Here is a 12,846-nt window from a genome sequence, read left to right on the forward strand (position 1 = left end):
ATTTAGTGGTTATTGGATTAGTTTAAATGGTATTTTATATCAATTTAATGGTCAATATTATGAAGAAATAGAAGATGGAATAGTGAAACAAAAAATTAATTATTGGTGTGCTAATTATATTGATGATAAAGGTAAAAAAAGTAAAGCTAGTCCTAGCAGTGTTAAAAATCTGTATGAATGGGTAAATCAAAAGTTTTATGTTTCACCATCAAAAATTAATTGTGAGGGAATACCAGTAAAGAATGGTTACTTAGCATTAACCAAAGATGAAAATAATAAGCCTAAATTTGAGTTAAAAAACTACTCTCACGATGTTTATTTTACTTATCAAAGTCAAGTTAACTATGATCCAAAAGCAAGTAAAGAACCAGCAATTAAATTATTAGAATGCTTAGATGAACCATATAAAAGTTTATTTGTTAAAAGTCTTAGTACAATTTTAGAATTTAAGACAATTAAGGAAGAATGGGATCGAATAAAAGCCCTTTTATTAATTGGTGATGGTAGCAACGGAAAAGACACTTTAAGGGAAGTCATTAGTTTAATTTTAGGTGAACAGGGCATAACATCCTGTTCTCTCAATGATTTTTCACAATCACGAGGTTTTAATGTAGCTAGACTTGCCACTAATCCTAAACTTAATTGGAGTAGTGAAAACAGGGAAATTAACATTGATTCAATTCAATCATTAAAACAAGCTATCACGGGCGATCCATTGTTTATTGAAGGCAAAGGTAAAGATGGTTTTGAAGTCAAATTAAATACCTTATTCATTTTCAATACTAACCATAAACCAGATTTAAAAGGGAATCAATTTGCTATTCAGTCACGACTTACCTTAATCCCCTTTACTAAAACCTATTCTATGACACCCAAAAAAGGTGAATTACAAGCCGATCCAAGATTTAAGCATGATAAAAACTTTCTGGTTAGTGTGGTAGCTCCAGCATTCTTAAATTTATTGATTGATGCTTTTGGAGATGTTTACCAAAAAGGCATTAATTATCAAGAATCAGAAACTTATTTTAATGAGGTTATTGAAGAAAATAATCACCTTAGAAAATTTGCTAAAGATTTAGGATTAACTTTCACTGGTGATGATTCAGATCGGTTAAGTGTTAGTGATATATATAGCCATTTAATGCAATGGTATTTTGATAATGGGTATGTAGATTTTGAAACCAAAAATGAGAAAGTTAAAAATATTTGGTTAGATGATGACAAAAGAGACCCTGTTGTCAAACTCAGTAAAGATTTAAAACCAAGAATTTTAGAGTTATTCCCAAAAGTCCAAGAATATTCTCACAACAGGAAAAAATATTTATGTGGATTAAAATTTGATTTAGACTCATTAGACTCATACGAAAAAGCTGAAAGTATTGATAATAAAGAGTTTGAGGACACTCATGTTGACTCATTTTTAGACTCATTTCAGACTCATAAACAGACTCATTCATTGACTCATAGTGACTCATTTTGCTCTAACAATCACTCAAAAACTAATGATCAGGTTACTTCTTCTAACTCTGAACTCAACAAACAAGAAAAACCTGATTTAACTATTGATCAAAATGAAAAAAATGAGTCAACTGAATCTAAAAATGAGTCAACGAATGAGTCTAAAATGAGTCAAGATATGAGTCAAGATATGAGTCAACAAAAACCTGAAAACCCTAATAAAATCAATAGTTCTCAGAATACCTATGAGTCAACACAAGAAAAAGTGAGTCAAGAAAAAAATGAAGTTGATTTTAAGGAAGCAGTGAAAACTATTAATGACTTTTTAGAAACTAAGAAGGGAGTAGTTAATAAAGAACAAAAAAGACTTTATATCAAGGCTTTTATCCAAAGAGACTATAAAAATCTCTATGACTTATCTGATGATGAGTTAGTGAAGCTATATAATCACTGTTTTGACAATCAAACTAATGATTTACCAGAACACAAAAAACCTGATTTTAAAATAGGTGATAAAGTCCGTAGTTGTGGCAATGCTATCTATGAGATTGTTAAAGTTAATGACAATGATTCAGTGGAAGGAAAATGTTTAGAGTATTCTGAGTTTCCTGAGTTTATTGGTCAAACATGGAATATCAAAAAGAAAGAGATTAAAGAGATTGTTGAATCAAGTCTTTTTGATTATTGTGTAGGTGAAAAAGTCTATGTTTTCGATAATAAAGAAGGTAATTGGCTATTGGCAACGGTAGAAAACAATTATGGTTATGGAGTAAAAGTTAAACTAGATACTTTCAGATTAGGGTCTTTTTTGATGATCGCTAATTCTAAATCTATTTGTAGAAAAGTGTCTTAATCATAAAATTTGCTAAATATATTTTAGACAAGATTGAGAGTAAACAAAAAAGTTATAGAAGTAATGGTAAGAGATTAATTAATTTCAGATATTAAAAAATTAGTTGAGAAATTATTAGCTAAATTATCATTACAAACATATCTTTTATTAACTACTGATAATCGTGAGTCATGGTTACAATTTACATCAAGTCTAATGATGTAATGGGAAAAGGACAAAAGACTTAAGAACATTTTGCTGATAATAGCTATTTGAGAGAAAAGTTAGGGAATTTTTGGAAGCGGTAGTTAACCATAGGGACTAATGGGGAAAGTAAACAAGATTTTGCTAAAAACTACTAAGGAAAAATAACTAATTTATAAGGGTTTTAACTTCCTGTACATTTTTGGTCTTTTATAGGGTCATAATTGAGCGATTTTTTATTTTTCTAAACTATCGGTACTTATACCAACACCTAAGCCCAAAATATGCACGGAAGATTATTGCACAGACTTGCTTAAGTCTGCTGTCAACCCCTTAAGGGGTTTTAAGGGTTCATACTCTACTGACAAACCTTTAAGGGTTGGAAATTATTAAACACAGTTGGATAAATGTTAAAACAGCAATTTAGTAAACATTTATAACTTTTTAAGTGTAATTGGTCTAAATTTGGTCTAAAAATATTTGAACAATTAAAAAAGAAAAAGAAAAACCGATAAAGGAAAGCCTAGAATGATTGTATAGAGAGGGTTTTGTTAAGTGGACGTAGCCTGACTCGAACAGGCGACCCCATCGATGTCAACGATGTACTCTAACCAACTGAGCTATACGTCCTAGCAGTAAATTATTATATCTTCAATTAAGAAATAATGCAAGTCGATCTTCAATAAAGCGGTAATTCTCAGATTTTTCTCTCTCTAAATTGTCTGTCTAATCTATTTTGAGTATGATAAATTATTGATGAAGGTTTAATATCACCTATTTTCCTTAATAATTGTCTTGTCCTAATAGTTTCAATAAAATTTTGAGGTGTTGTATTTCCATAGGTACGATCGATCTATTCTTTTACCAAGCATATTTTTGATTTTATAACATACTTTTGGACAAAAATACTATTATTTTAACAAGTTTCTGATTATACCATATTAAAGAGTTTTAAAAAAAATTTAATATTTTGTAAATTTAAGTTAAGATTAATGTTCTAATATCAATCATAATTTAATAAGCATATATACTCATGACTACCCAAGTTAAAACTAAAAACTATAATATAGAACAGTTACAGAGAGCCTATCAAGCTGATCAACAATTAAAATATATGAGTTTAGAAGCAGAATTAGAACTTCTTTTACATCAAATTCAAGCTAGTAAAGCTAACAATAATTAAGGTTGCCTCTTGATAAAGACAGAAGATGAAAGATATTCATAATAATCAATCAAAAGGAGAAGAACACATTGTTAACATTAGGGGTTAATATTGATCATGTTGCAACTATTCGTCAAGCAAGGCGTACAGTTGAACCCGATCCTGTAGCGGCTGCTGTATTAGCTGAGTTAGCAGGGGCAGATGGTATTACAACTCATTTACGAGAAGATAGACGACATATTTGCGATCGAGATGTGCGTATTTTAAGAGAAACAGTGCGGACTCATCTGAATTTAGAAATGGCGCCCACAGAAGAAATGATTTCGATCGCGCTGGACATTAAACCCGATTATGTTACCCTAGTACCAGAGAAAAGGGAAGAAGTGACAACAGAAGGTGGTATTGATATAGTCAACAACCTTGACAAATTTACTGCCGTAGTGGACAAATTGCAGTCAGCAGAAATTCCTGTCAGTTGGTTTATTGATGCCGATGAGCAACAAATTGAAGCGGCGGCGAAAACTCAGGCTAAATTTATCGAATTACATACGGGTAAATATGCCGATGCCGTCAAAGAAGAAATAAGGCAACAAGAATTAATGGCTTTGCAAAAAGGCACACAACAGGCTTTAGAATTAGGCTTAAGGGTAAATGCAGGGCATGGTTTAACCTATTGGAATGTGTATCCTGTGGCTTCTATTGCGGGGATGGAGGAGTTGAATATAGGACATAGTATCATTAGTCGTGCCGTTTTAGTTGGTTTAGAAAGAGCAGTAAGAGAGATGAAACAAGCAATGTTTAATCCTTAGAGTTTTGAGGTGAAGGGGTGTGAAAATAACGAGATTCAATTAATCTTAAGGATAGTAGAATTTCTGCAAACATTCTTTGAAAGGCATAATACCATCCATGCCAACCGTCAAATATGCCTCCTTTAACAATTAAGCAGTAAATGAGTATGATAAAGGGGGCAATAATGATTTGTTTACGGATTTTATCTCCTATACTTAATTCATTGGTGGGAGTCTTTAATATTTTCTCAACTTCTAATACCATATATCTATCCTGCGCCCATAACCATCTACTCAGGGGTTTTCGATCGTCATGATAAATGGGATAATTAAGATAACTGGTTTGACCTTTATTTTCTAATAATTGAGTGTGTCCATCGTCAATATAAATAGCTTGATGTTTGAGAAATAAACATTGACGAGGAGGTAATATTGTTTGAGTTAAAGGTTTTCCAAAGACGCAATATTTGAAAGGAATAAAGTAACCATCAGCTAAAGAATTTGATTTTTGATTTTTGATTTCATCTAATAAATCTTCAGTCAGGCAATAATCAGCATCCATTGACAATACCCACTGAGAATTAACTTGTTGTAAACCATAATTCCACTGTTGAGCGTGAGTGTCAAATTTTCGTTGATATAGTTTGACATTGCTATAATTTTCAATAATTTCTAAGGTTTTATCACTACTAAAGCTATCAATGACAATAATCTCTTTTGCCCATGTTAGCTTACTCAGGGTTCGATCGATATTTGGTTCTTCGTTATAGGTTAAAATGAGGGGGGTGATAGTAGCTAAGTCCATAAAAAAGATTAAGGGTTTTTTTGACTATCTCTAATATACTTTCTAAAAGCTCTTAATACTGCCGTTTCTCTCTCGATCGAACTTTGTTGAATTAACTCTGGAATTAAACTTAAGTCGAGAAAAGGAAAGACAAAACTTTGATCGCACTCTTGATAATTATTTGTCTCTTTTTCAAAGATAAAAACCGTTAATTTTTCAGCATGATAACGCCATATTTCTGGTACTCCCAAGTTAGCATAAATCGGTAATTTATGTAATGAACCGCTCGTTATATCTATTTCTAACACTAAATCAGGAGGAGGATTGATCGTTAAATCAATTTGTTGTTTATTTCTTACCTTTGGCTCATTTTGTAAATAATAACAAGAATCTGGCTCAACCGCTTGTTGAAATTGAGGGGATTTGAGAGTAAGTGAACCAAATTTCTTTAAATTCAAACCTAACTCATCGGCAATGACAAAGATTAAACTTTCAATAAAACGGTTATTATTTTCGTGTATTCCTAATGGACTCATAATTTCTAAAATATGATTATAGTAAGTTAAACGTTGACTTCTTTTATTACCTAATTCATCGAGAAGGTGATTAAAAGTCGCCCAACTAACGGAATTTAACTTAACAATATTTTCGCCGATGGGTTTAGTTATAATTGCTGTCATAAGGCTTAGTTAATGATTGCTGGTAATATTTTATGTTGCATAAACCTAAAAATTGAAACTATTGCATTTTTTTGTCAAATACATAAATATCAAAATTGGGTTTATATATTATATGAACCTTGACTGAATCTCTATCAGAAGATAATTTTATAGGTTCTTTTCCTTTATATTGTAGACCAAGATTAATTACCCATTCCTCATCGAATGAATGACTTAATGTACCATTCATACTCTTCCAAGCAAAATAAAGTGGAGGTTCAAATTGAAGATTAATTGTTTTTTCAATTTTGTTTTCTGCTAGAAAATTGATAAGATTATGATGTCTAGTCAATTCAAATTTATTAATTCCAGTCACTAACCAAGTTGTAGTAACGCCGATAAAAATTAATAAAAATAAAAATAACTGTGATTTAAAAGTCTTAAATTGGAAATATTTAATCATGAAGGTTTTTGAACAAATAACCCCTATAAACATTAAAAATAAAGCAATAGGAACATATTGATGACGAGATGAAGCAGAATAACCTCCTGCTAAAGCATGAACTCCTGATATACTTAACATCATTATAAAAATAGTAATTATATCCCACATTTCACTAATATAAGTAGAATTTCTATTTTTTGTATTAAAGGTTTTTGAAACTCTATTTTTTGGAGAAGCATCCAAATTTAAAAAGATTTTTACTAAAGCTACACTCAGTAATAATATTAATAACCCAATCAAAATTTTCACCCACCCCATGTTATTTATTGTAATTCTAATTGCTTCTGCATTTGTCCATATTTGAAACATCTGTAAATTTTTAATCAGATAAAACCAAACAGATATTACTGTAGTTAAATTTATACTAGAAACAGACTTCTCATTTCCACGAATATCTGTAATATTGATGCCACCTTGTTGAGTTACAATAACTAGGAGTAAATAAACAATTATGACAATAAAAGGAGTAAATACCCATGTTTTTTTCACGTCTGAAATCTGAATATTTTTATTCATTGACACCAACGCAAGTAAACCAATAAATGCTGTTGCAAAAATTAGATGTTCACCAATTAAACAGCTAATAAAAATTAATACCCCTGTAACCAAACTTATTACCCAATCTTTTGCGATAGGTCGAAAAGCATGATATAAAAGTATTAGGAGTGCCGCAAGAAAGAAAATAAAATGAGTAATAATGTAGGTTCCACTTGCCCAAGTAACTGCACCATAACCAAATGGAAATACTCCAAAGAGTATAGAACAAATAAAGCTAATCTTATTTGACTTCGCCAACAATTTGACAACTTGGTAAAAGAGCAATGTAGCAGTAAAATGGAGAGCAAGACAGAAATAATTAATGACGTCAACTGGTAATCCTAGAAGTGGAACATTTGATAAAAAGCCAATAGAACGACGAATACCCGTAACCTGATAAGCAGAGATAATCATGTCCCAAATACCGTTTTTAAATGACTCTGCAAAAGCAAAATCATCAGCAACAAAAAGATATGTGTACATCTGTCCAATCCAAGCGGCAAATAAAGCAAGTATTAGAGATAAAACTAATAATTTTTCTTTATTTTGATTTAAATTAATCATGAAAACTTTTTATTTTTAACTAAGATTTTTGATAATTTGATGTATTTACTTAATATTAATGGAGATGATAAATCACGGAATTTTTCTAAATAATTATCAGCATACGAAGTTTCATAAAAAAGAGTAATATCGCCAAAATACCAAACCAAAGTAACCAAAAATTATTTTTAAAACGATCGAACTGCTCTCTTAAAAACACTTTAATTCACCCCTCTAAAAAAATCTTAATTAAACTCACAATCCTTTCTATCTCCGAAAACTGTAAAAGAGGAAATAAAGGCAATCTCACTAAATTATCAGATAGTTGATTTGTAATCGTCATTGAACCATGAACCCTGCCATAATGTTCACCAGCAGGAGAACTATGCAACGGCACATAATGAAAAACAGAGTAAATACCTTCCGCTTTTAAGTATTCAATCAGACGAGTACGAGTGTCTAAATTTTCCAGCAAAATATAATACATATGACCATTATGTTGGCATTCTTTTGGTATAATTGGACGGCGTAGTTTACCCTCTTTTTCTAAAGGCTCTAAAAGTTCATGATAATAATCCCATACCTTTAAACGAGAAGCAATAATTTGTTCTGCTTCTTCTAGTTGAGCGTACAAGAAAGCGGCGATTAATTCTCCGGGTAGGTAACTTGAACCTTTTTCAATCCAAGTATATTTATCTACTTGCCCTCGGAAAAACTGACTTCTATTTGTGCCTTTTTCTCTAATAATTTCTGCTTCTTCGGTAAAGCGAGAATTATTGATGATTAAAGCACCGCCTTCCCCTGAAATGATATTTTTCGTTTCGTGAAAACTAAAACAACTCAAATCGCCAAAACTACCTAAAGGCTTATCTTTATAAGTTGCCATTAATCCTTGAGCGGCATCTTCAATCAACAAAAGTTGATGTTTCTGAGCAATATTTTGTAAGGTGTCCATTTCACAACCAACTCCTGCGTAGTGAACAGGGACGATCGCACGGGTTTTATCAGTAATAGCTGACTCAACTAGGGTTTCATCTAAGTTTAGAGTATCAGGACGAATATCGATAAATACAGGAACTGCACCCCTTAACACAAAGGCATTAGCCGTACTGACAAAAGTATAACTAGGCATAATTACCTCATCACCCTCTTTAACATCTGCTAATATAGCTGACATTTCTAGGGCTGCAGTACAGGAATGAGTCAAAAGAGCCTTACTACAGTCATGTTTTTTTTGTAACCAAGTATGACATTTTTTAGTATAAGTGCCATCTCCTGCTAGTTGTCCTGCATGATGAGCTTGGCTAATATACCATAGCTCTTTTCCCGTCATATATGGCTTATTAAAAGGAACGATCGTCATATTTTATTTATTTTTTGATGGCGATTAATAATAAACTTCCCCCGAAAGGGAAAGATACACCCATTTTAATCAAAATTAATTCAATGGTTAATTTTTTTATTCTTCTGCTATCGAAAAAACTCTTCTATTACCATACAGTTAGACCATAAAAACTAGATATTACCTCATCTTTGGTAATTAGTTGAGCCTGATATTTGTTAGCCAAAGCCACTATCACCCTATCGGCTGGATCTCTTCTCTCTCTATGTTGCCAATCTAAATTAACACTATCAACCCATAAATTAACGTCTATAGGGATAATTTGAATCACATTAGAACAGAGTAAAGTATTGATATAATAATTCAAGTCAATGCCTAAATCTAGCTTTCCCCTTTTTATCTTAAGAGCAATTTCCCATAAAGAGATAGAGGCGACTAAACCGCTTTTTTCTCTTTCCATAACATCACAAAGATTTCTGGCGGAAGATGAAAGCATTTCAGTATCTAAACTCCACCAAATTAAAGCACAAGTATCTAAAACAACTGTCATACTTCGCTCCATTCTTCCGTAGTGGGAGAAGTTAAATCCTCATAATATTTGATTTTACCTCGTAGAGGAGCAAATAATTCCGCCGTAGTTAGAGATTTGTTCTTATACTTAGAAAGAGTAAATACTGGCTGTCCATTATCAATAATAATAATGTCTTCATTTTCTTGATTTAATTTATCTAAAATCTCTTCAAATTTGGCTTTAAATTGTATTTTTGTTATTTCCATTTTCCTCTATTATTGAAAGTAGTCTTAATTTTTTATCTAAAATTATTTAACTTTTACTGCGATTAATAATAAACTTCCCCCGAATGAGAAAGATACACCCATTTTAATCAAAATTAATTCAATGGTTAAAATTATTTCTAATATTTTATTCAGAAGGGGACTAATTTTAAATTCCGATAATATATCAAATTGTTGATTTGGTTTTCTGGGTTTTAGTCGAGATATAATCATCAATGGCAGGAGTAAAGATACGAAAGATGTCATTTTTAGCACTTTAAAACCTGCGGATTCGACTTTATTCTTTAATTCTTTAGCCGTATAACGTCTCACATGGTGGGCGTATTCATCGGCTTGACTCCATAACCAACGGTGTTGGGGAACAGTTAGTATTACCCCCCCCTTCATTAATAGCGAGTTGTTCATTTCTTTTAAAACATCTTCATCTTCTTTGATATGTTCAATAACATCAAACGCTCCAATAACGTCAAATTCTTGCATAAAGGGGATTTTTCGGGCATCCATCTGCAAAAGTTGGGCATTTTTCAATCTTTGAGATGCAAATGTTAAGCCATTACTATAAATTTCACTGCCATAAATTTGAAGTTGAGGAAAATTCTTTTCAATGGCGGACAAAACAAAACCAGTACCGCATCCAATTTCTAAAAAGTTTTTTGCCTGTTTAAAATATTTATTAAATGCCCAAATAATTAATCTATTTCGATTACGAAACCAAAAATTTTTCCCTTCTAATTTGGCTAACAGGGCAAATGATTCGGGATTAAACCCTTCATTTTCTTGGGCTAATTCAGGAGCGAAGGAAAGAAAATTATTGATTAATATTGGTTCATAACTACATTGCATACACTGCCAAGATTCACTATTAAATTCATGGTTACAGTTTAAGCATTTTTTCATGGGATTATCAATTCATTAGTGGTGGAATATTTATTTTAGCCCCTACTGCCAACAATAATGCCTAAAACAATAAAAGCCATTCCAATACTTTTACCGATGGTAATTGGTTCTTTAAAGAATATATTACTTAAAATTAGCACCAATACAAAAGCAAAACTCATAAAGGGATAAGCATAACTTAATTGAAATTTAGTCATTGCCGCCATCCAACATAGGGAAGCTAAAAATGCCGACACAAATCCACTGAAAATAAAGGGATCTAACAACAAACGTAATAAAAATAAAATTCGATCGAGCAATATTTCGGGTAAACTTCCGTATAAGCCAATACGCCATTTGAGGATTAATTGCCCGTAAACTGTGAAAAAGATTGTGCCAAATATATAAAGATAGTTCATGAAAAATCAGTTGTGATGAGATTATTTTATTCTACACTAACCAATTTTCGATACAAAAATTATGTACTTGTTTGATTCTTAAAAAGTCTTTATCTGTGGACACTAAGATTAAATTCTCTTGAATAACTGTTGAAGCAATCCACAGATCATTATCGCTAATCCCTAAGTTTTGAATAGTAAATTTTCGTTTCTTAACTTTTTCTTTCGGTCCAAATTTATCAATTATTTTCGCTTTTAGTTCACCGTAAATATATATTGTTTCTTCATTAAAACTATAAATATTAATATCATTTAAAAAACTTTTAACTTTAGCTAAATTGTCATCTTTATACAAAGAGTTTTGAGCCATAAAAATTAATTCTCCTGCGACAATTACACTGGTAGCAATTAATTCTTCTTCTATTTGTTCTAACTTTTCTCTAATAATTTTATTGCCAAAAATTATCTGACTACAATGATTTGTGTCTAGCAAATACATGAATTAAATTTCTATTTGACTACGATTATTATAAACTATTTCTAAACATTCTTGAAGATCATCCCCTTTCCATGTTCCAGCGTGTCTCAAAATCGATTTTCCTGAACCTTTTCTCAAAAGGGATGATGTTTTTTTCACTGAAGGGATTACTTTTTTGAAAATAATTTCTTCCTCACTAAAAATAATTTCATATTCGGTATTCGGCTCTAGTTTTTCTTTTATTTCTGTTGCTATTTCTAAATTTTTATCATTTAATACCTTAGCTAATAATTTATTTGTCATAATCTTAACCTCCCTTTTTTACTTTAACTTTATACTTAAAAATCAGTTCTTGATGAGATTATTTAATCAAACGAATAAATCCCGCTTGTTCAAAGTGTTTATCAGTAGTAAAAGCCTCTGTAATTCCTTCTCTTTGCATAACCACAAAACTAATACAATCAGTTAAGCCCCAATCTTTATCTAAGCGTTGACAATAAAAATTCCATCCCTCAAAAAAAATTTCACTACTAACGGGAATAATGAACAAATCAGGTAAATTTCTCAAACGATTGATAAAGTTAATGGTTTGCTGTCTAAACTTAGGTGAATTTAAGGCATCTGCTACTTCTAAAAATACAAAATCAGTGGTGACAAAATAATAACCTTGTACCTTCAACTTTTTTCTAATTTCAACGACTAAATCGTGAAAATAATCTTTGTTATTAATTAATGCTAACCAAGCGGCAGTATCCACAAAAACTTTTTTCATTTACTCTACTTCTATTTTTGGCGTACCATGAATATAATGATGATGCTGATAAGCTAAATCACTAATACCAGTGTCAATTTGGCATTCTTGAATAATTAAATCCCACTCATCTATTTCTTCTGGTTTTTGTCTTTGACTACGACTTTTCAATAGTTGATAAAATTCTTGTAAATCTTTTTCCGATACATAATCTAATTCAGCTTTGATTAACTCCTTAATAGTCATGTTTTGTTCCTCTTTAGTTACTCTTTAAATACGAATATAGCAAAAAATTCAGAATAATATGAATCATTTTCTGATCTTCATTTTAGCTTTTACTCTCCATAAGGCTAATCAAAAGAAAATTCGATCGCACCTTTTTTGTAAACACTCAACATCAAGATTAAATTTTAACTACATTTCTAGTCCCATTTAGCATAAATATAATTATTTAAAATAACATGATCTTTTGTGAGTAAAATATCATTATTTAGATGAGCATTAGCGGTAATAATTCGATCGAACGGATCACGAATCCAATTAATAGTTAATGATTTATTGATAATCAGATTAAAATTTTGATCACACACTTTTAGATTGATACGATTAGAAAGATCAGAAATGATCAAATCGGAGTCATCAGTAATACGTTTAATCTCATGTAAATATTGTAATTCTAGTCTGACAATTGCTGAAATATAAAGTTCATTCTCATTGATCAGGGTTTTAGCTCA

At 31.1% G+C, this 12,846-nt stretch carries 16 protein-coding genes and 1 tRNA gene; 3 read left to right on the forward strand and 14 right to left on the reverse strand.

Features of this window, described 5'->3' with window-relative positions; genetic code table 11:
- The first annotated feature begins 31 nt into the window (after window positions 1-31).
- The gene (locus ACN4EE_RS05515; protein WP_431705449.1) at window positions 32-2,311 is read left to right on the forward strand and encodes a DUF5906 domain-containing protein; all 2,280 of its coding nucleotides are present in this window, start codon (window positions 32-34) and stop codon (window positions 2,309-2,311) included.
- 739 nt (window positions 2,312-3,050) lie between these two features.
- Here ACN4EE_RS05515 and ACN4EE_RS05520 read toward each other — a convergent pair.
- A tRNA-Val gene (locus ACN4EE_RS05520) sits at window positions 3,051-3,124 on the reverse strand.
- Between the two features lie 403 nt (window positions 3,125-3,527).
- Between ACN4EE_RS05520 and ACN4EE_RS05525 the strand changes: the two genes are divergently transcribed.
- Both ACN4EE_RS05525 and ACN4EE_RS05530 read left to right on the forward strand, forming a co-directional pair.
- A complete protein-coding gene (locus ACN4EE_RS05525; protein ID WP_431705410.1) occupies window positions 3,528-3,677 on the forward strand; it encodes a hypothetical protein in 150 nt (49 codons plus the stop codon).
- Between the two features lie 68 nt (window positions 3,678-3,745).
- Entirely contained in the window at window positions 3,746-4,465 is a 720-nt protein-coding gene (locus ACN4EE_RS05530) for a pyridoxine 5'-phosphate synthase (protein ID WP_431705411.1), read from the forward strand.
- Here the strand turns inward: ACN4EE_RS05530 and ACN4EE_RS05535 are convergent.
- The 13 genes from ACN4EE_RS05535 to ACN4EE_RS05595 all read right to left on the reverse strand — a co-directional run bounded on the left by ACN4EE_RS05535 (window position 4,455) and on the right by ACN4EE_RS05595 (window position 12,702).
- Entirely contained in the window at window positions 4,455-5,249 is a 795-nt protein-coding gene (locus tag ACN4EE_RS05535; RefSeq protein WP_431705412.1) for a glycosyltransferase family 2 protein, read from the reverse strand. The two genes, ACN4EE_RS05530 and ACN4EE_RS05535, sit on opposite strands and share 11 nt — an antisense overlap.
- Window positions 5,250-5,257: 8 nt before the next feature.
- Window positions 5,258-5,908, reverse strand: a complete 651-nt coding sequence (locus ACN4EE_RS05540; protein WP_431705413.1) for a Uma2 family endonuclease — start codon at window positions 5,906-5,908, stop codon at window positions 5,258-5,260.
- Window positions 5,909-5,966: 58 nt separating this feature from the next.
- The gene (locus ACN4EE_RS05545; RefSeq protein WP_431705414.1) at window positions 5,967-7,493 is read right to left on the reverse strand and encodes a hypothetical protein; all 1,527 of its coding nucleotides are present in this window, start codon (window positions 7,491-7,493) and stop codon (window positions 5,967-5,969) included.
- Window positions 7,494-7,698: 205 nt separating this feature from the next.
- Window positions 7,699-8,835: a dTDP-4-amino-4,6-dideoxygalactose transaminase gene (gene rffA / locus ACN4EE_RS05550; protein ID WP_431705415.1), complete on the reverse strand. Its 1,137-nt coding sequence runs from the start codon at window positions 8,833-8,835 to the stop codon at window positions 7,699-7,701.
- Between the two features lie 127 nt (window positions 8,836-8,962).
- Window positions 8,963-9,364, reverse strand: a complete 402-nt coding sequence (locus tag ACN4EE_RS05555; RefSeq protein WP_431705416.1) for a type II toxin-antitoxin system VapC family toxin — start codon at window positions 9,362-9,364, stop codon at window positions 8,963-8,965.
- Entirely contained in the window at window positions 9,361-9,591 is a 231-nt protein-coding gene (locus ACN4EE_RS05560; protein WP_431705417.1) for a type II toxin-antitoxin system Phd/YefM family antitoxin, read from the reverse strand. Before ACN4EE_RS05560 ends, ACN4EE_RS05555 begins: the two co-directional genes overlap by 4 nt.
- Before the next feature lie 42 nt (window positions 9,592-9,633).
- Entirely contained in the window at window positions 9,634-10,506 is an 873-nt protein-coding gene (locus ACN4EE_RS05565; RefSeq protein ID WP_431705418.1) for a class I SAM-dependent methyltransferase, read from the reverse strand.
- Between the two features lie 35 nt (window positions 10,507-10,541).
- Window positions 10,542-10,904: an EamA family transporter gene (locus ACN4EE_RS05570; protein WP_431705419.1), complete on the reverse strand. Its 363-nt coding sequence runs from the start codon at window positions 10,902-10,904 to the stop codon at window positions 10,542-10,544.
- A 31-nt stretch (window positions 10,905-10,935) separates the two neighbouring features.
- Window positions 10,936-11,382: a type II toxin-antitoxin system VapC family toxin gene (locus ACN4EE_RS05575; protein WP_431705420.1), complete on the reverse strand. Its 447-nt coding sequence runs from the start codon at window positions 11,380-11,382 to the stop codon at window positions 10,936-10,938.
- A gap of 3 nt (window positions 11,383-11,385) precedes the next feature.
- Window positions 11,386-11,664 (reverse strand): hypothetical protein, encoded by a 279-nt coding sequence (locus ACN4EE_RS05580; protein WP_431705421.1) that lies wholly within the window; start codon window positions 11,662-11,664, stop codon window positions 11,386-11,388.
- Window positions 11,665-11,722: 58 nt separating this feature from the next.
- Window positions 11,723-12,133, reverse strand: a complete 411-nt coding sequence (locus ACN4EE_RS05585; protein WP_431705422.1) for a type II toxin-antitoxin system VapC family toxin — start codon at window positions 12,131-12,133, stop codon at window positions 11,723-11,725.
- Window positions 12,134-12,358, reverse strand: a complete 225-nt coding sequence (locus ACN4EE_RS05590; RefSeq protein WP_431705423.1) for a hypothetical protein — start codon at window positions 12,356-12,358, stop codon at window positions 12,134-12,136. It lies immediately after the preceding gene.
- A gap of 176 nt (window positions 12,359-12,534) precedes the next feature.
- Window positions 12,535-12,702: a hypothetical protein gene (locus tag ACN4EE_RS05595; protein ID WP_431705424.1), complete on the reverse strand. Its 168-nt coding sequence runs from the start codon at window positions 12,700-12,702 to the stop codon at window positions 12,535-12,537.
- Window positions 12,703-12,846 lie beyond the last annotated feature (144 nt).

Origin of the sequence: Geminocystis sp. CENA526 (assembly GCF_050753365.1) — a bacterium.
Taxonomy (GTDB): domain Bacteria; phylum Cyanobacteriota; class Cyanobacteriia; order Cyanobacteriales; family Cyanobacteriaceae; genus Geminocystis.

Coding starts and splice junctions, on each gene's coding strand:
- ACN4EE_RS05525 (WP_431705410.1), top strand. CDS start 3,528: ATGACTACCCAAGTTAAAACTAAAAACTATAATATAGAACAGTTACAG.
- ACN4EE_RS05535 (WP_431705412.1), bottom strand. CDS start 5,249: ATGGACTTAGCTACTATCACCCCCCTCATTTTAACCTATAACGAAGAA.
- ACN4EE_RS05540 (WP_431705413.1), bottom strand. CDS start 5,908: ATGACAGCAATTATAACTAAACCCATCGGCGAAAATATTGTTAAGTTA.
- ACN4EE_RS05545 (WP_431705414.1), bottom strand. CDS start 7,493: ATGATTAATTTAAATCAAAATAAAGAAAAATTATTAGTTTTATCTCTA.
- rffA (WP_431705415.1), bottom strand. CDS start 8,835: ATGACGATCGTTCCTTTTAATAAGCCATATATGACGGGAAAAGAGCTA.
- ACN4EE_RS05555 (WP_431705416.1), bottom strand. CDS start 9,364: ATGACAGTTGTTTTAGATACTTGTGCTTTAATTTGGTGGAGTTTAGAT.
- ACN4EE_RS05560 (WP_431705417.1), bottom strand. CDS start 9,591: ATGGAAATAACAAAAATACAATTTAAAGCCAAATTTGAAGAGATTTTA.
- ACN4EE_RS05565 (WP_431705418.1), bottom strand. CDS start 10,506: ATGAAAAAATGCTTAAACTGTAACCATGAATTTAATAGTGAATCTTGG.
- ACN4EE_RS05570 (WP_431705419.1), bottom strand. CDS start 10,904: ATGAACTATCTTTATATATTTGGCACAATCTTTTTCACAGTTTACGGG.
- ACN4EE_RS05575 (WP_431705420.1), bottom strand. CDS start 11,382: ATGTATTTGCTAGACACAAATCATTGTAGTCAGATAATTTTTGGCAAT.
- ACN4EE_RS05580 (WP_431705421.1), bottom strand. CDS start 11,664: ATGACAAATAAATTATTAGCTAAGGTATTAAATGATAAAAATTTAGAA.
- ACN4EE_RS05585 (WP_431705422.1), bottom strand. CDS start 12,133: ATGAAAAAAGTTTTTGTGGATACTGCCGCTTGGTTAGCATTAATTAAT.
- ACN4EE_RS05590 (WP_431705423.1), bottom strand. CDS start 12,358: ATGACTATTAAGGAGTTAATCAAAGCTGAATTAGATTATGTATCGGAA.